Below are 15,905 nucleotides of genomic sequence, written 5' to 3'. Positions count from 1 at the left end.
AGACCCTACATGCTGAAAATTCTTTGCGTATGTGGCTGCGGCCTCGGTTCAAGCTTTGCCATCGAAATGACGGCGAAAGCAGTATTAAAGAAGCTGGAAATTCCTGCACATATTGAACATACCACCGTATCTGAAGCTGGAGCATTTAAATCTGACATTATTCTGACGCAAAAAACATTTGCCGACATATTAACTGCCGACGCTACTGAAGAGGAAATAAAACGAGTGGTGGTCCTCAACAAGCTGACGGATAAAGATGAAATTGAGCGAAAAATCGTCTCATTCCTGAAGGAGCGTAATCTGAAGGTGGCCGATCATGAATAGCTTTATCGAGTTTATTGTCAAAGATTTGCTCGGCCAGGCTTCGATATTAATCGCGTTTATTGCCATGCTGGGTCTGATCTTACAGAAGAAGTCAGTGGGTAAAACAGTAGAGGGGACATTTAAAACGCTGCTCGGGTTCTTAATTATGATGGCCGGCATTAATATTATTGTCGCCACCCTGAGCTTCCTTAACGATATCTTCACCCACGGTTTCGGGATGAAAGGATACATCACCGATGTTGCCGCTATCGCCGGTCTGGCGAATCGGGAGCTGGGTTCTGAAGTGGCGCTGACGCTGATGGTGATCTTTGCCGTTAACATTATTATCGCCCGCCTGACGCCGCTGAAATATATCTTCCTCACCGGGCAGGCGCTGCTGTGGATGGCGACGATTGGCACGGTGATTGGCTACAAAGCCGGGCTGACCGGGCTGCCGCTGATCCTGACCGGCGGTATCTTTGGCGGCGTCATGGCGGTACTGATGCCGGCATTAGCGCAGCCGGTGGTCAGACGCATTACCGATTCTGACGATGTGGCTCTCGGCCATTTTTGCACCATCGGATATTTAGTCCAGGCAGCGGTGGCCAAAGTGGTGGGTAAAGGCTCCCGTTCCACTGAAGATCTTGAACTGCCTGATAACTTCAAGTTTCTGCAGGATACCTATCTCGCCATGGCGGTGGTGATGGTCCCCATGTACCTGATTCCGGCGCTGGCGGCCGGACCAGAGTATATCGCCCAGTTTTCCGGCGGCGTGAACTACATGATGTATGCCTTTATGCAGTCTGTTCAGTTTGTGGCAGGGGTCTTTGTCCTCTACAGCGGCGTGCGCTTATTACTGAATGAACTGGTCCCGGCTTTTCGCGGTATTGCCATGCGTATTGTTCCGGATGCGAAACCAGCGCTGGACTGCCCCGTACTGTTCCCTTATGCCCCGAACGCGGTCATCGTGGGATTCCTGGCGACTACCGTGGGTTCGATCATCGGCATGTTGGTCTTCCCGATGTTTGGCCTGGCGATGATCCTCCCGGGACTGTTAACCAACTTCTTTGCCGGCGGTACGGCGGGCGTCTTTGGTAATGCGCTGGGGGGGCGTCGCGGGGCAATGATTGGCGGCGTGGTTCACGGTCTGTTTATTACTTTCCTGCCTGCCATTCTGGTACCGATGCTTGAAAGCTACGGTTTTACCGGCGTCACATTCAGTGATTCAGATGTCATTAGTTCAGGGCTGGTATTAGGCCATGCCTTGCAGAATAACTGGTTATTTGTCGCCTTGTTTATTGTTTTTGTCGCCGCACTGGCATGGTTCGTAAACGGTACATCATCTAAGCCTAAAGGGGAAAATATTCATGAGTCTGTATAATTTCAACGATATTCTGAAAGTCGCCCAGCAAAGAAATTACAAAGCTATTGGCTCATTTAATTTGCACTGTATTGAAATGCTACCGGCTTTTTTTAAAGCTGCGCAAAAGAGCAATAGCCCTTTAATGATTCAAATCTCGACCGGTACGGCGGAATATCTTGGCTATCGTTTACTGGTGGATGCCGTCCGCTCACTGGCGGAAAGTGAAAATGTGCCAACCTGTCTGCATCTGGATCACTGTTCTGATATCAGCGCGATTGAAACGGCCATGAATGCCGGATTTTCATCGGTTATGTATGACGGTTCACACCTGGGGCTCGAAGAAAATATCGGCAATACGCGGATTGTGGTGGAAATGGCGCGGCCGCGGAATATCACCGTGGAAGGGGAGCTGGGCGCCATCGGGGGTTCAGAAGATGGTAAAGCCGTTGCCGCAGAGGATATCTGTTTTACCACCGTCGAAGACGCCACGCGCTTTGTAAATGAGACCCAGGTTGACATGCTGGCTGTATCCGTCGGTACGGTGCACGGCCTTTATACCGGAAAGGCGCAGATCCAGCATCAGCGCCTGAAGGAGATTAGCCGGGCTACGGGCGTTCCGCTGGTGCTGCACGGCGGTACCGGCGTCAGTGATGAGGATATGCGTAAAGCGGTGACTGAAGGGATTAATAAGGTCAATGTGGGCACAGAAATGAACGTGCAGTGGGTTGACCAATGTAAAACCACTTTTGAAAAAGGCAAGGTTAATGACAGCGTGCGTAAGTTTTTAATTCCCGCCAATAATGCGGTCACGCAGGTGCTGATGGAAAAAATGGAATTATTTAAATAGTCCAAACCGCAATAATAGATTGTTATTACCAGGTTAGCCCTGCACCCGTCAGGGCGGGAGAAGATTATGTTTCAATCACTGAAAGCGTTGTGGAAAAAAGAGAATCATCCGCCGCAGGATTATGATCGGCTGTCCCGTGAGCTGGCTGAGGAAATAAAGACGCTGGAAAATGAACTGCAGGGCGAGCCTGGCAATGGTGAAATCCAGAAGGCATTGATGCTGAAGTATAACAGGGCGCTATCGGTGTATGCTAAAAGCAAAATACATCGTCAGGATATCGACGCACTATTTATTCGTATTGATGAGTTACGCAATATTATTCGCCGTAATATCTAGGGAGGCGTAATGACCATAAAAGATTTGCTGATTGAGGCCGATGCGATTCAGGTCGGCGTGATGGAGTCTGACTGGCGCAAGGTGATTGAGCTTGCCGCCAGTCCCCTGGTGGCGAACGGGTATATCTCTGAGAGTTATAGTAAAGCGGTTATTGATAATACTCTCAATCATGGAGCTTATTACGTATTCGAAGAGGGGATTGCCATTCCCCATGCCAGACCGGAGTGCGGGGTGAAGCGAAACTGCTTCAGTCTGGTGGTATTAGATAAACCGATTCAATTTGCCGGAAGCGACAGAGCGGATATCGTCATTATGTTCGGCGCTCAGGATAGTAATGCGCATATTGAAGAGGGAATTCGGGCGATTGTTGCGCTGCTGGACAATAACGAAACCATGGCCAGGCTTCGCGCCGCCAGTACCAGAGAAGAGGTGATTGCGTTGTTATGAACAGACATCTCACTGCAGGCTGTAAAACCGTGATCTTAATTAACGGCATCCCCGCTTCGGGAAAGAGCACGATAACCCAGGCGCTATCGCAAACCTTTGGCCTGCCGCTCCTGACCATCGATGAGATTAAAGAGCCGTTTATGGCGTGCTTTACCGACATCGATCGGCCTTTTAACCGTCAGTTGGGATGCGCGGCCTACGAGGTTATCTGGTCGATCATCGGGAATTCGCCAGCCAACGTTATCTGGTTAATCGACGCCTGGTTCGGTTTCCAGCCCCGGGAAACTCTGCAGCGGTTGCTGCATCAGGCGGGGGTTGAGAAAGTGGTTGAGATCTGGAATCAAATCTCCCCTGAGCTTGCCGTGTCACGCTATGCCACGCGCCTGCAGGAGCGTCGCGCGGGACACCCCGGAGAAGAATATCTGCCGGAACTTGCCCTGCTGGCTGAACGGGCTGAGCCGATGCGATTTGGCCCGGTCTTCACGGTGGATCAACAGCAACCGCTGGATATTGTCAGGCTATCGGCGTGGATTAAGCAGACGCTAGGTTGACGGAGCGTCTGATTGCCGGATAGCGCTTACGCCTGTCCGGCCTATGAAAGCCCGGCCAGACGCAGCAGCGCCGTGACCACCGCCGCCGAAATAATCACCACGATCAGCGGCATCTTGCGCCAGGCAAGAAAAACGGCGAAACCGACGCCCAGCACTCGTGCCATGCCAGCAAAATGTTCACCTTCATAAAAGGTGGTCGCCAGGGCCACAGAAAACAGCAACACCGTTGCCGCATCGGAAAGCAGCGCCTGAGATCGTTCAGAAAGCGCTAAACGACTGCCGAGCTTCGCCCCGCCCAGGCGCATCAAATAGGTTCCTGCCGATAAAATCGCCATGCCGACGATGAACAGCGTGATATCAGCCATTATTTTTTCCTCGTCATCAAACCAAACAGAGAGAGCAGCACCGGCAAACCCACCGGAGCGAAGGGAACGGTGGCAAGGGATAGCGCTGCGCCGCTGCAGGCGCGAATTAAGGTGGTGCGCTTCTTAAACGCCGGAATGACCAGCGCCAGCAAAATAGCCGGGAATACCGCATCCAGACCAATGGTTTCCGGGTCGGGTAACAGCTTGCCGACCATGGCGCCGAGCAGTGCCCCTGCGGGCCAGATCATCGCCACGCCGAGGCCACACAGCCAGTAGGCGGCTTTACGCTGTTCCGGCGTTTTTTGCGAGAGCCCGAACACCACGCTCTCATCATTCATAATATGGCAACCCAGCAGGCTGACGCCGCGTTTGCCGACCAGGTCGCGCACCGTGACGCCGAACGGAATATGACGGGCGTTGACCAGCAGGCCTGCCGCCGCAGCGGCTAGCGGGTTCCCGCCGCTGGCGATAATGCCGATAAACATAAATTCTGAGGCGCCTGCCAGTACCGAAAGGGAGAGCGCAAACGGAACCCAGACCGGGAAGCCATAGGCTATCGCCAGCGAACCGTAGGACATGCCGACGATGCCGACTGCCAGGCACACTAACGCTATCGCTTTGATAGTGTCTGCTTTGAGACAGGAGAGGTGCTGCTTCATACTATTTAGCCATATCGAACGAATTTCCATTATAATGAACGCATCAGTATCGATTTTCAAGACGAACGAATCGTTCGATATAAAAAACGTGGAGCCGTGTATGACACAGCCAATTAGCCTGATTGCCAAAAGTCTGGTACGTGAACGTGCACGTACCGGGCTGTCGCTGGCGGAAGTGGCGCGCCGGGCGGGTATTGCTAAATCAACGTTATCGCAGCTGGAATCGGGCAACGGTAATCCGAGCCTGGAGACCCTGTGGGCCCTCTGCGTCGCGCTGGATATCCCTTTTGCGCAGCTGCTGGAGCCGCAGGCGCAAAAGACACAGGTATTGCGTCGCGGAGAAGGAACCAAAGTGGTGGCCGAACAGGCCCATTACCAGGCTATTTTGCTGGCGAGTTGTCCGCCGGGTGCCCGCCGCGATATCTATTTATTACTGACGCAGCCAGGCGCTGACCGAATTTCTCACCCCCATCCACCGGGTTCGGTTGAGCATATTATTATTACTCAGGGGCGCGCGCGGGTCGGGTTGACCGAAGCGCCGGAAGAGCTAGGTGAAGGAGATTACATCTGCTATCCGGCGGATCAGGAACATGTTTTCCAGGCGCTGGAACCGGATACTCAGGCGCTGTTGGTGGCTGAGCATAATTAATTTCAATAACATTCTGCGTATATATTCGTAATATGCAGAATGTTATGTCGCTAAATATATTAATGACAGATATATTGTTTAATATCCTATAGCATCAGGAATATCTCTTTCTACTCACTCCTTTTGTCATTTTTGTTTGCTTCCGTTTCGTCTGGAAACATGGGATTGATATCACTCTTCCGCCCTTAGGTGGTTCGTATACTGCAATGGTGATATCGGGGTTAATTATGTTTCTTGAAGAACGTAGAAAGTCTATTTTGCAATATTTAGATGAGCACGAGCGGGGTTATGTAAATTATTTTTCTGCTCATTTTAATGTCACAAAAGAAACTATACGCAGCGACTTAAATACTCTTTCAGAGATGGGGTTGGTGCAGCGTTGTTATGGCGGAGCAATTATTTCACGGCGTAGTTTGCAGGCTGAACTTATTTCTGAAACCGGAGATAGTTTTGAGGTGCTGCTGCAACCTGTTAATCACCGCAAATCACCAGGCGATGAGCGACAAAAAGGAAAATTTATGCAGGGTAAGGTATGTGTATTTGGCTCGTTCAATGTTGACATTGTGGCTAAGGTCGAACGCTTCCCGAGAGGAGGGGAGTCGCTAATGGCGCAGGGCAGCAGCCTGGGGCCGGGTGGGAAAGGTGCGAACCAGGCAACGGCTGCCAGTAAAGCCGGTGCTCAGGTACATTTTGTTGCCAAGGTGGGTAAAGATCAGTTTAGTAATTTAGCGGCAGATCATTTAACTCGCTCTGCAATCCACTCTTACACGCTATATCAGTCAGAGAGTGAACCAACCGGCAATGCGATTATTTACGTTTCTCAAGAGAATGGCGAAAATATGATTGCTATTTATTCTGGAGCGAACACGACTGTTACCTATAATGAAATTCAGACCATTATTCCGGAATTGTCTTCATCTGACGTTTTATTAGTTCAGCTGGAAAATAATTTCGATGCCACTCATTCGCTAATTAAGATCGCTCATGATCTGGGTAAGCGAGTTATTCTTAATCCTGCTCCCTATTCGGCTGAAATTATCCCCAGCATTCCCTTTGTAGATGTCATTACGCCGAATGAAACGGAAGCGTCATTATTATCGGGAATCGAAATTAACGATCTTGATTCGGCAAAAGAAGCAGCGCTACGTATTGCCGGACTAGGCGCTAAAAAAGTGCTGATTACGATGGGGTCGCGCGGTGCACTGCTGCTGGATAACCGGCAGTTCAGCCATATTCGCGCTTTCCCAGCCGTCACCGTAGATACCACCGGTGCCGGCGATGCTTTTAACGGTGCGCTGGCAGCCTCGCTTGCCGCCGGAAACAGTCTGGTGCAGGCCGCAACCTGGGCCTCCGCCTTCGCCTCTCTGGCTGTTGAACTAGAAGGGGCATCCAACATGCCTGATTTTGAACAGGCAAACGCACGACTGCGTACCCTCTGAACTCGGGAAAAAATAATATGAAAACGATCAACGGTATTGTTCCAGTAATGTTGACGCCATTTACAGTTGACGATCGGATTGATTATCCGGCGCTGGCGAAATTAATCGACTGGTATCTGGAGAAGGGAGTTGATGCGCTGTTTGCCGTCTGCCAGTCAAGCGAAATGCAGTTCCTTTCTTTAGAAGAACGCGTTGAGCTGGCGCATTTTGTGGTACAGCACGTGAATGGCCGTATTCCGGTTATCGCTTCTGGCCATATCAGTGATGATATTGAAGCGCAAAAATCCGAGCTGCTGGCGATGGCGCAGACCGGCATTGATGCTCTGGTACTGGTGACTAACCACCTCGATCCGCGTGATGAGGGCAGCGAAGTCTTCTACGCAACGCTGAACACGCTGTTAGAAACGTTGCCGGCCTCGCTACCACTCGGCCTTTACGAGTGCCCGGCGCCCTATCGCCGCTTGCTTAGTGATGATGAATTTACCTGGTGCGCTAAGAGCGGCCGCTTCGTTGTGCTGAAGGACGTGAGCTGCGATCTGGCGACCGTTGAACGTCGCGTACGCCTGGCGCAGGGTACGCCGCTTAACGTCATTAACGCTAACGCGGCGATTGCCTGGCCTGCGATTCTGGCGGGGTCACAGGGCTTTAGCGGCGTGTTTACCAACTTCCACCCTGAACTATACAGCTGGCTGTGGCGCGAGGGGAAAAACCAACGCGTATTAGCCGATGAACTGGCGATTTTCCTCTCTCTGGGGGCTGTAACTGAAACGCTGGGCTATCCGAAAAACGCCAAAATCTATCATCAGCGCCTGGGGACTTTTGACAGTATCACCTGTCGGGTTAACAAGGACGATGTGCTGAAAAAGTTCTGGGGGCTGACGGTGATTCTCGACCAGATTCGTGCCGGAACCGAACAGTGGCGTCAGCGTATCGTGGGCTAAGCAGAGGATGCCATTATGATCGTAACCAGTCTTAAGGCATGGCCAGAGCAGGCATCAGCCTACCATCCGGTAATTCGTCAGGCGCTGGCTTTCCTCGCTAAGAACGATTTTCAGGATTTCGCGCCGGGTAAAATCGACCTGATCCCCGGCCAGCTATTCTGTCTGTTGCAGGAGATGGACAGCGTACCTTTTGCAGAGGCGCGCCCGGAGTCGCACCGTCAATTTATCGATATTCAATATCTGATCTCCGGCCATGAGCGCATGGGGGTCAGTCGCGTAGAAAGCGGACTGCATTGCGTTGTGGATGACCGTACGCCGCAACAGGACATTATGTTCTGGCAGGTTGAAGAAGAAGAGACGCAGGTAACGTTAACGCCCGGTATGTTCGTGATTTTCTTCCCGGAAGATATCCATCGACCGTGTTGCCATCCGCAGGATGGCGGGATAACCCCTCTGCGTAAAGCGGTCATCAAAATCGATCGTGCGTTACTTGAGGAGGTGGTATGAGCATAGTAAATTCGACTGCCGCCACGGCAGTTGCACCTCCGAAACTCTCCCGTCGCCGCTGGGGGATTATTTTAATTCTTTTGCTGGCTGCGGTAGTGAACTATCTTGACCGCGCCAACCTGAGTATCGCCAATACCACGATTTCGAAGGAGTTTGGTTTTTCCGGTACCGAAATGGGTCTGCTACTATCGGCGTTTCTCTGGCCCTATGCGCTGGCGAACCTACCAGCGGGCTGGTTGGTCGACCGCTTCGGTCCTAAGAAGATGTTCACCGGTGCGCTGACTCTGTGGTCCGCCGTGACTTTTTTGATGGGGTTTGTAAATACTTACAGTTTTTTCTATGGTCTACGGGTGCTGTTGGGGGTCGCTGAATCGCCGTTCTTTACCTCGGGTATCAAGATTACTCAGAGCTGGTTTTCCGATAAAGAACGCGGACTACCGACATCGATCATCAATACCGGTTCGCAAATCGCTAACGCTATTGCACCTCCGCTGCTGACCATTCTGCTGTTGTGGGTAGGCTGGCGCGGGATGTTTATCGCCGTTGGTCTGCTGGGGATTCCGTTAGTGCTGGCATGGCTGAAGTTTTATCGCGACCCGGACGCGCGGGAAGCTATGCTGATCCATACCGGTAAAGTCGCTGTGACTACGGCGGATAAACCGCAGGTAAGCTGGGGCGCGCTGTTTCGCAACAAAACAACCTGGTTCATGATCTCTGGCAACTTCTGCATCATGTTTACTATCTGGGTTTATCTGACGTGGCTGCCTGGCTATCTGGAAACGTCCCTGGGCTTCAGCCTGAAGCAAACGGGTTTCATTGCATCAATTCCGTTCTTCGCCGGTATTCTTGGTGTCCTGTGTGGTGGGATGCTCTCTGACCGCCTGGTGCGTAAAGGCGTTCAGGCGGTAACGGCGCGGAAGGTGCCGATTGTGCTGGGTGCGGCAATGGCGGCCTGTTTTGTGATGCCTATTCCGTTTGTCAGCAACAGCGGTACCGCGATTACGTTGCTGACGCTGGGCTATTTCTGCTCGCAAATGCCGTCCGGGGTTATCTGGGCGCTGGCGGCGGATATGGCGCCAAAAGAGCAGGTTGCTTCTCTCGGTGCGATCCAGAACTTTGGCGGTTTCCTCGGTGCCGCGCTGGCACCCGTGATCACCGGGATTATCCTTGATGCTACCGGCCAGTTCACCAATGTCTTTATTCTCGGCGGCTGCCTGCTGTTCCTTGGTGCCTGTCTCTATGGCTTCTTTGTGCGCAAACCTCTGGCGCAGTAGTTCTTGACTCAAACAAAGCGCCGGTCGGCGCTTTGTCGCTGTTGCTGGACGCCATCTCCGTATTGCGGGAAACTAGCCGCATTCTCCGCGAAGACAGGGATACATATGTCGCTGAAAGCCATTGCTAAAGAACTTGGGATCTCGGTCACCACCGTCAGCCGGGCATTAAACGGCTATGATGACGTGTCGCAGGAGACGCGAGCCCGCGTCGAGGCAGAAGCGAAACGCCGCGGCTATCGGCCCAATACCTTTGCCAGGCGTCTTAAAATGGGCAAAATCGATGCCGTGGGTCTGGTGTTCCCCGTACGTCCGGCTCCGCTGAATAACACGGTGTTTCTCGAGATGGTCGGGGAGATTAGCCATGAGCTGGCGCGTTATGAAATTGATTTGCTGCTGATCGCGGATGATGAGCAGGCGGATAAACATGGCTATATGCGCATGGTGCAAAGCCGGCGAGTCGATGCGCTGATCGTGGCGCACACGCTGGATGACGATCCGCGTCTGACGCAGTTGCTCTCCTCCGGGTTCCCGTTCCTCGCTCTTGGTCGCAGCCGCCTGCCGCAGCCCTACGCCTGGTTTGATTTCGATAATTATGCCGGGACGTATCGCGCGACCCGCCACTTAATCAGCCAGGGCCATCGGCGCATCGCCCTGCTGGGGGAAAACAACAGCCAGGCGTTTATCATTCAGCGGCGTAACGGCTACCTGGACGCCTTGCGTGAAGCGGGTCTGTCCGATAGCTGGCTGCGTAGCGTGTCGCCCACCCGACGCGGCGGATACCAGGCTACGCTGGAGCTATTGCGCCTGCCGGAGCCGCCGACGGCGATCGTCACTGACTGCAATACCCACGGCGACGGCGCGGCGATGGCGCTCTCGCAGCTGGGTCGCCTGACCGGCGATAGCCGCGTGTCATTAGTGGTTTATGACGGATTGCCGCAGGACAGCATTATCGATACTCCGGTCGCTGCGGTGGTTCAGTCCACCCGTCAGGGCGTCGGCCGGCAGATTGCAGAGATGGTCCGGCGGCTGATCGCCGGTGACGATCTCTCCTCTTTACAGGTGCTCTGGCAACCTGAATTCATCCCTGGCGAAACCGCCTGATCGTCTTTCTACAACGCTAATTTCTGCACTCGATCACGGATCCGAAACGTTTTGGTTGTTACCCGAAACGTTTCGGATCAACAGTAAGACATTCCTTGTTGTGGAGATGTCTGATGTCTGATTCGATTTTACGTCTGCAAAGCGCCACGGTTGATGTGGTAATCAAAACCCAGCCGTTCGCCGAAATTATCTACTGGGGGCCGCATTTAGCTCACTTTTCGCCGCAGGATGCTGACACACTTGCTCGCCCGATCGCCAACGGTCGCCTTGATGTTGACTCGCCGGTCACCTTGATGGCCGAACTGGGCCACGGGTTGTTCGGCGCGCCGGGAATTGAAGGGCATCGTCAGGGCCTGGATGGTTCGCCGGTCTTTGTGACTACCGGGATTTTCCACGAGGAGCAGCGCTTAACGCTGACCAGCGAAGACAAGCAGGCCGGTCTGCGTCTGGATAGCGAGATTGAGCTCGATAGCAGCGGCGTCCTGCGCGTCCGACATGGCTTAACCAATCTTCGCTCGCAGCCCTGGCAGGTCGATCGCCTGGCCGTGACGCTCCCGGTTGCCGAACGTGCCCGCGAAGTTATGGCGTTCCACGGCCGCTGGATTCGCGAATTTCAGCCGCATCGTCTGACCCTTGAGCACGACAGTTTTGTGCTGGAAAATCGCCGCGGACGCACCTCCCATGAACATTTCCCGGCGCTGATTACCGGTAGCCCGGCGTTTTGCGAAATGGAGGGAGAGGTCTGGGGCGTGCATCTGGGCTGGAGCGGTAACCACCGTCTGCGGGCGGAGGTGAAAACCGACGGCCGCCGCTACCTGCAGGCGGAAGCCTTGTATCTGCCGGGCGAAATGGCGCTCGCGGAAGGGGAAACGCTGTGGACACCCAGCCTCTATGCCAGCTATTCCGCTCAGGGGCTGAACGGTATGAGCCAGCAGTTCCACCGCTATCTGCGTGAGCAGATCATTCGTTTTCCGGACAATAAGCCGCGACCGGTGCATCTCAATACCTGGGAAGGGATTTACTTCGACCATGATCCGCAATACATCATGCGCATGGCGGATGAGGCGGCGGCGCTGGGCGTCGAGCGATTTATCATTGACGACGGCTGGTTTAAAGGGCGCAACGACGACTGGGCGGCGCTCGGCGACTGGTATCTCGATGAGAAGAAATATCCCAATGGTCTGACGCCGGTGATTGAGCATGTGAAGTCGCTGGGCATGGAGTTTGGCATCTGGGTTGAACCGGAAATGATTAACCCGAACTCCGATTTATATCGCGCGCATCCTGACTGGGTGCTGGCGCTGCCGGGCTATAAGGCGCCGACCGGACGTCATCAGTATGTTCTGAACCTGAATATCCCTCAGGCGTTCGATTATCTGCTGGAGCGGATGAGCTGGCTGCTGGGCGAACATGCGGTTGATTACGTGAAGTGGGATATGAACCGCGAGCTGGTGCAGCCGGCGCATAACGGCAAAGCGGCGGCCGACGCGCAAACCCGTCAGTTTTATCGCCTGCTGGATACCTTAGTGGCCCGCTTCCCGCAGATCGAGTTTGAATCCTGTTCTTCCGGCGGCGGACGCATTGATTACGAGGTGCTTAAACGCAGCCACCGCTTCTGGGCTTCAGACAATAACGATGCGCTGGAGCGTAATACCATCCAGCGCGGCATGAGCTATTTCTTCCCGCCGGAAGTGATGGGGGCCCATATCGGCAACCGTCACTGTCACGCCACCTTCCGCCAGCACAGTATCGCTTTTCGCGGCCTGACCGCGCTGTTTGGTCATATGGGGCTGGAGCTGGATCCGGTGAGCGCCGATGAACAGGAGCGTGCCGGCTACCGCAAGTATGCGGCGCTGCATAAGCAGTGGCGCGACGTGATTCACCATGGCGTGCAGTGGCGGCTGGATATGCCGGACACTACTACCCTCGCACACGGCGTGGTCAGCGAAGATAAGGGGCAGGCGCTGTTTCTGGTGAGCCAACTGGCGATGCCGGATTACAGCCTGATGGCGCCGCTGCGCATCGCGGGCCTGGAGGCGGGGGCGCGGTATCACATTACGCTCCTTGATCACCCGAATATTCAGATAACGGGGGAGGGCGGCCACACCATGCGCAAGCTGCCGGCGTGGATGACCTCACCGCAGACGGTAAGCGGCGAGTGGTTGCAACAGGCGGGACTGGCGCTGCCGATTCTCGACCCGGAAAGCGCCATTTTGATTGGTCTGCAACGCGTGTGATGGCAATGGGCCGCCCGGCGGCCCTTATTGAGGAATATAAAAATGAACCCGACCGCCTGTACCCATAAAAACAACCCTAACTTCTGGATTTTCGGGCTGTTCTTCTTTCTCTACTTTTTCATCATGGCCACCTGTTTTCCGTTTCTGCCGATCTGGCTATCGGACGTTATCGGACTGAACAAAACCGAGACCGGTATTGTGTTTTCCAGCCTGTCTCTGTTTGCGATCTGTTTTCAGCCGGTGCTGGGCGTTATCTCGGATAAGCTGGGGCTAAAGAAGCATCTGATGTGGGTCGTCTCCGTCCTGCTGGTGCTGATTGCGCCGTTCTTCCTCTACGTGTTTGCTCCGTTATTGAAAACCAATATCTGGGTCGGCGCGTTAAGCGGCGGTGCCTATATCGGCTTTGTGTTTTCCGCGGGCGCCGGGGCGATGGAGGCGTACATCGAGCGCGTCAGCCGGAATAGCGGGTTTGAGTATGGCAAAGCGCGTACCTTCGGTTGCCTGGGATGGGCGCTGTGCGCGACCACGGCAGGCATGTTGTTTAGCGTCAACCCGGAATGGGTTTTCTGGATGGGATCGGTCGCGGCCTTGCTGCTGCTGGTACTGGTGGCGATAGCTAAGCCGCAGGCCAGTCAGGCGACCCAGGTGCTGGGCTCTCTGGGGGCCAATCGTTCCGCTGTGGATTTGAAAACCGCGGTGCGCATGTTCCGCCAGCGCAAAATGTGGATGTTTATTTTGTATGTGGTTGGCGTGGCCTGTGTCTATGACGTGTTCGATCAGCAGTTCGCCACCTTCTTTAAATCCTTCTTTACCACCCCGGAGGCAGGCACGAGGGCGTTTGGTTTTGCCACCACTGCCGGGGAGATCTGCAATGCTATTATCATGTTCTGCTCACCATGGATTATTAACCGTATCGGCGCCAAAAATACCTTGTTGATTGCCGGGATGGTGATGGCGGCAAGGATGATCGGTTCATCGTTCGCCACGACGGCCGCTGAAGTGGTGGCGCTGAAAATGCTCCATGCGCTCGAGGTTCCGTTCCTGCTGGTGGGGGCCTTTAAATACATCACCGGCGTCTTCGATACTCGACTGTCGGCGACGATCTACCTGGTCGGTTTTCAGTTTGCCAAACAGGTGGCGGCGATTTTCCTCTCCGCGTTTGCCGGCAATATGTATGACCGGATTGGCTTCCAGGACACCTATATGATCCTTGGCGGAATAGCGCTGGTGGTCACGCTTATCTCGGCTATCACATTATCAGGTAAAGCCCCCCAGGGCAGCGTAGAGGGCAAGGCGATGACGACCTGATCGTGCAGTTGGCCATAACCCGGCGTGGCCGAGCGCCAGGCACGACGCCGCAGTGACCCGCGGCGTCGTTTTTTATACCCGGTTTCCGGGCGATTCAAGCGAGATAAAACACCTCTTTGAGCTCCGCGCTCACCGGGCTGTTGTCCGGATTGGCAGGCATCACATCGCGCATATGTTGCCACCAGCGCTGGCAGACATCGGTACTGGCGACCGCATTCCACCGCTCCTCAGATTCAATTTCCACCGTGGCGAACAGCAGATTGCGCTCTTTATCGAGATAAATCGCGTAGCGATGCGCGCCCTGTGCTTTGAGTACCGCCTCCAGCTCCGGCCAAATGGGATTATGGCGACGCTGGTACTCCTCATGCGCGTCGGGATTGACCTGCATGACAAAGGCTTTGCGGATCATAAGGCCTCCAGATAGAGCTCACGGACCTCATCGCGGCTGGCGCTGCGCGGGTTGCATGGCGCGCAGGGGTCAGCCAGCGCCTTATCCAGCCAGCCTTCGATATCGGCTTTGGTGACGCCAAGCTGGCTGAAACCTTGCGGGATTCCGACCCGTTTGCTCAGTGCGCGAATCGCGTTGATGGCTTCTGTGCTGGCGGCTTCATCGCTCAAACCGTGGGTGTCCACGCCCATGGCCTGCGCCACGCGGGCAAAGCGAGCGATGGCGTTCGGGCGGTTAAAATTTTCGATGATCGGCAGCAGGATAGCATTGCATACGCCATGCGGCAGATTGTGGGTGGCGCCTGGCTGATGCGCCAGCGCATGGACCAACCCCAGTCCGGCGCTGTTAAATGCCATGCCCGCCAGATACTGGCCGAATGCCATTTGTTCGCGCGCCTCGAGGTTATGCCCGTCCTCAACGGCCTTCGGTAGCCACCGGGATATCAGGCGAATGGCCTCCAGCGCGTTGGCGTCGGTAAGCGGATGGGCGCCGACGGAAACAAACGCTTCGATGGCGTGGGTCAGAGCGTCCATCCCGGTTGCGGCGGTGATGGATGGCGGAATATCCAGCATTACGCTGGCGTCATCCACCGCAATATCCGGGATAATATTCGGATCGATAATCACCTCTTTGACCTGACGCCCGGAGTCGATAATCACCGCGTTGCTGGTCATCTCTGCCGCGGTACCGGCCGTCGTGTTAATCGCCACCAGCGGTACGCCGGCATTTTTCACCTTGCCGACGCCGGAGTAAGCGGTGGAAGGCGCCGGGTTAGCGGTGAGGATTTTTACCGCTTTGGCGGTATCGATTGGGCTGCCGCCGCCAAAGGCGATGAGGTAATCGCACCCGGCCTCCCGATACGCCGCATAGCCTTGTTGTACCAGCGCCTCGGTGGGATTGGGAAAGACCTCGTCAAACAGATGATAAGACAGCTGCTGCTCATCCAGCGCGGCGAACAGGCTGTCCAGCAGCCCGAGCTTGACCAACTGGCCATCGGTGACGATCAGCGCTTTGCCCCACTGTTTATTCGCTACCAGCTTGACCATATCACCGATAGCGCCCGCGCCGTGGAGGCTGATTTTGGGAAGTGCCAACATAAAACTCATCATAATTCTCCTTAATTACCGTGA

18 protein-coding genes are annotated in these 15,905 nt (G+C 54.5%); 14 read left to right on the top strand and 4 right to left on the bottom strand.

Annotated elements, in window-relative coordinates; genetic code table 11:
* Window positions 1-9 precede the first annotated feature (9 nt).
* The 6 genes from AC007G_RS23685 to AC007G_RS23660 all read left to right on the top strand — a co-directional run bounded on the left by AC007G_RS23685 (window position 10) and on the right by AC007G_RS23660 (window position 3,847).
* Entirely contained in the window at window positions 10-324 is a 315-nt protein-coding gene (locus AC007G_RS23685; protein ID WP_032690119.1) for a PTS sugar transporter subunit IIB, read from the top strand.
* Window positions 317-1,684: a PTS sugar transporter subunit IIC gene (locus tag AC007G_RS23680; protein WP_032690118.1), complete on the top strand. Its 1,368-nt coding sequence runs from the start codon at window positions 317-319 to the stop codon at window positions 1,682-1,684. The genes AC007G_RS23685 and AC007G_RS23680 overlap by 8 nt, the downstream gene beginning before the upstream one ends.
* Window positions 1,671-2,513 (top strand): class II fructose-bisphosphate aldolase, encoded by an 843-nt coding sequence (locus tag AC007G_RS23675; protein WP_032696659.1) that lies wholly within the window; start codon window positions 1,671-1,673, stop codon window positions 2,511-2,513. Before AC007G_RS23680 ends, AC007G_RS23675 begins: the two co-directional genes overlap by 14 nt.
* 66 nt (window positions 2,514-2,579) lie before the next feature.
* Complete coding sequence (locus AC007G_RS23670) at window positions 2,580-2,849, top strand: hypothetical protein (RefSeq protein WP_004869323.1); 270 nt, start codon at window positions 2,580-2,582, stop codon at window positions 2,847-2,849.
* Window positions 2,850-2,858: 9 nt separating this feature from the next.
* On the top strand, window positions 2,859-3,296 hold the full coding sequence (locus tag AC007G_RS23665; protein ID WP_032690117.1) for a PTS sugar transporter subunit IIA: 438 nt from the start codon (window positions 2,859-2,861) through the stop codon (window positions 3,294-3,296).
* Window positions 3,293-3,847, top strand: coding sequence for a P-loop nucleotide/nucleoside kinase family protein (locus tag AC007G_RS23660; protein WP_032690116.1), 555 nt, complete (start codon window positions 3,293-3,295; stop codon window positions 3,845-3,847). The genes AC007G_RS23665 and AC007G_RS23660 overlap by 4 nt, the downstream gene beginning before the upstream one ends.
* 41 nt (window positions 3,848-3,888) lie before the next feature.
* Here the strand turns inward: AC007G_RS23660 and AC007G_RS23655 are convergent, their stop codons facing one another.
* Together AC007G_RS23655 and AC007G_RS23650 are read right to left on the bottom strand one after the other, a co-directional pair.
* Window positions 3,889-4,212: an AzlD domain-containing protein gene (locus AC007G_RS23655; protein ID WP_032690115.1), complete on the bottom strand. Its 324-nt coding sequence runs from the start codon at window positions 4,210-4,212 to the stop codon at window positions 3,889-3,891.
* The gene (locus AC007G_RS23650) at window positions 4,212-4,871 is read right to left on the bottom strand and encodes an AzlC family ABC transporter permease (RefSeq protein WP_064385841.1); all 660 of its coding nucleotides are present in this window, start codon (window positions 4,869-4,871) and stop codon (window positions 4,212-4,214) included. The genes AC007G_RS23655 and AC007G_RS23650 overlap by 1 nt, the downstream gene beginning before the upstream one ends.
* Before the next feature lie 100 nt (window positions 4,872-4,971).
* Between AC007G_RS23650 and AC007G_RS23645 the strand changes: the two genes are divergently transcribed.
* The 8 genes from AC007G_RS23645 to AC007G_RS23610 all read left to right on the top strand — a co-directional run bounded on the left by AC007G_RS23645 (window position 4,972) and on the right by AC007G_RS23610 (window position 14,327).
* On the top strand, window positions 4,972-5,520 hold the full coding sequence (locus AC007G_RS23645) for a helix-turn-helix domain-containing protein (RefSeq protein ID WP_032696657.1): 549 nt from the start codon (window positions 4,972-4,974) through the stop codon (window positions 5,518-5,520).
* Between the two features lie 227 nt (window positions 5,521-5,747).
* Window positions 5,748-6,959 carry a PfkB family carbohydrate kinase gene (locus AC007G_RS23640; RefSeq protein WP_032696656.1) on the top strand — a complete coding sequence of 404 codons (1,212 nt, stop codon included), beginning with the start codon at window positions 5,748-5,750 and terminating at the stop codon, window positions 6,957-6,959.
* A gap of 17 nt (window positions 6,960-6,976) precedes the next feature.
* Entirely contained in the window at window positions 6,977-7,900 is a 924-nt protein-coding gene (locus AC007G_RS23635) for a dihydrodipicolinate synthase family protein (protein ID WP_099973694.1), read from the top strand.
* Between the two features lie 15 nt (window positions 7,901-7,915).
* A complete protein-coding gene (locus tag AC007G_RS23630; RefSeq protein ID WP_032696654.1) occupies window positions 7,916-8,407 on the top strand; it encodes a NanQ anomerase/TabA/YiaL family protein in 492 nt (163 codons plus the stop codon).
* Entirely contained in the window at window positions 8,404-9,681 is a 1,278-nt protein-coding gene (locus tag AC007G_RS23625; protein ID WP_032696653.1) for an MFS transporter, read from the top strand. The genes AC007G_RS23630 and AC007G_RS23625 overlap by 4 nt, the downstream gene beginning before the upstream one ends.
* A 105-nt stretch (window positions 9,682-9,786) precedes the next feature.
* Window positions 9,787-10,782 (top strand): substrate-binding domain-containing protein, encoded by a 996-nt coding sequence (locus tag AC007G_RS23620; protein ID WP_032690112.1) that lies wholly within the window; start codon window positions 9,787-9,789, stop codon window positions 10,780-10,782.
* A 113-nt stretch (window positions 10,783-10,895) separates the two neighbouring features.
* Window positions 10,896-13,019: an alpha-galactosidase gene (locus AC007G_RS23615; RefSeq protein ID WP_094898570.1), complete on the top strand. Its 2,124-nt coding sequence runs from the start codon at window positions 10,896-10,898 to the stop codon at window positions 13,017-13,019.
* 42 nt (window positions 13,020-13,061) lie between these two features.
* A complete protein-coding gene (locus AC007G_RS23610; protein WP_032696650.1) occupies window positions 13,062-14,327 on the top strand; it encodes an MFS transporter in 1,266 nt (421 codons plus the stop codon).
* 94 nt (window positions 14,328-14,421) lie between these two features.
* On the opposite strand, the gene rhaM is transcribed toward AC007G_RS23610, so the two are convergent.
* On the bottom strand, window positions 14,422-14,736 hold the full coding sequence (rhaM, locus tag AC007G_RS23605; RefSeq protein ID WP_032690106.1) for an L-rhamnose mutarotase: 315 nt from the start codon (window positions 14,734-14,736) through the stop codon (window positions 14,422-14,424).
* Window positions 14,733-15,881: a lactaldehyde reductase gene (gene fucO, locus AC007G_RS23600; protein WP_032696649.1), complete on the bottom strand. Its 1,149-nt coding sequence runs from the start codon at window positions 15,879-15,881 to the stop codon at window positions 14,733-14,735. Before fucO ends, rhaM begins: the two co-directional genes overlap by 4 nt.
* Window positions 15,882-15,905 lie beyond the last annotated feature (24 nt).

The sequence above is a fragment of the Klebsiella sp. CSG-1 genome (genome assembly GCF_056521145.1).
Note: the sequence above shows the minus strand (reverse complement) of the source record. Positions and strands in the feature narration are given on the sequence as shown.

Excerpts from the sequence above, each read along its gene's own strand:
- AC007G_RS23610 (WP_032696650.1), top strand. The coding sequence starts at position 13,062 with ATGAACCCGACCGCCTGTACCCATAAAAACAACCCTAACTTCTGGATT.
- AC007G_RS23685 (WP_032690119.1), top strand. The coding sequence starts at position 10 with ATGCTGAAAATTCTTTGCGTATGTGGCTGCGGCCTCGGTTCAAGCTTT.
- AC007G_RS23620 (WP_032690112.1), top strand. The coding sequence starts at position 9,787 with ATGTCGCTGAAAGCCATTGCTAAAGAACTTGGGATCTCGGTCACCACC.
- AC007G_RS23650 (WP_064385841.1), bottom strand. The coding sequence starts at position 4,871 with ATGAAGCAGCACCTCTCCTGTCTCAAAGCAGACACTATCAAAGCGATA.
- AC007G_RS23660 (WP_032690116.1), top strand. The coding sequence starts at position 3,293 with ATGAACAGACATCTCACTGCAGGCTGTAAAACCGTGATCTTAATTAAC.
- AC007G_RS23670 (WP_004869323.1), top strand. The coding sequence starts at position 2,580 with ATGTTTCAATCACTGAAAGCGTTGTGGAAAAAAGAGAATCATCCGCCG.
- AC007G_RS23675 (WP_032696659.1), top strand. The coding sequence starts at position 1,671 with ATGAGTCTGTATAATTTCAACGATATTCTGAAAGTCGCCCAGCAAAGA.
- AC007G_RS23630 (WP_032696654.1), top strand. The coding sequence starts at position 7,916 with ATGATCGTAACCAGTCTTAAGGCATGGCCAGAGCAGGCATCAGCCTAC.
- AC007G_RS23680 (WP_032690118.1), top strand. The coding sequence starts at position 317 with ATGAATAGCTTTATCGAGTTTATTGTCAAAGATTTGCTCGGCCAGGCT.
- fucO (WP_032696649.1), bottom strand. The coding sequence starts at position 15,881 with ATGAGTTTTATGTTGGCACTTCCCAAAATCAGCCTCCACGGCGCGGGC.
- AC007G_RS23615 (WP_094898570.1), top strand. The coding sequence starts at position 10,896 with ATGTCTGATTCGATTTTACGTCTGCAAAGCGCCACGGTTGATGTGGTA.
- rhaM (WP_032690106.1), bottom strand. The coding sequence starts at position 14,736 with ATGATCCGCAAAGCCTTTGTCATGCAGGTCAATCCCGACGCGCATGAG.
- AC007G_RS23635 (WP_099973694.1), top strand. The coding sequence starts at position 6,977 with ATGAAAACGATCAACGGTATTGTTCCAGTAATGTTGACGCCATTTACA.
- AC007G_RS23625 (WP_032696653.1), top strand. The coding sequence starts at position 8,404 with ATGAGCATAGTAAATTCGACTGCCGCCACGGCAGTTGCACCTCCGAAA.
- AC007G_RS23645 (WP_032696657.1), top strand. The coding sequence starts at position 4,972 with ATGACACAGCCAATTAGCCTGATTGCCAAAAGTCTGGTACGTGAACGT.
- AC007G_RS23640 (WP_032696656.1), top strand. The coding sequence starts at position 5,748 with ATGTTTCTTGAAGAACGTAGAAAGTCTATTTTGCAATATTTAGATGAG.
- AC007G_RS23665 (WP_032690117.1), top strand. The coding sequence starts at position 2,859 with ATGACCATAAAAGATTTGCTGATTGAGGCCGATGCGATTCAGGTCGGC.
- AC007G_RS23655 (WP_032690115.1), bottom strand. The coding sequence starts at position 4,212 with ATGGCTGATATCACGCTGTTCATCGTCGGCATGGCGATTTTATCGGCA.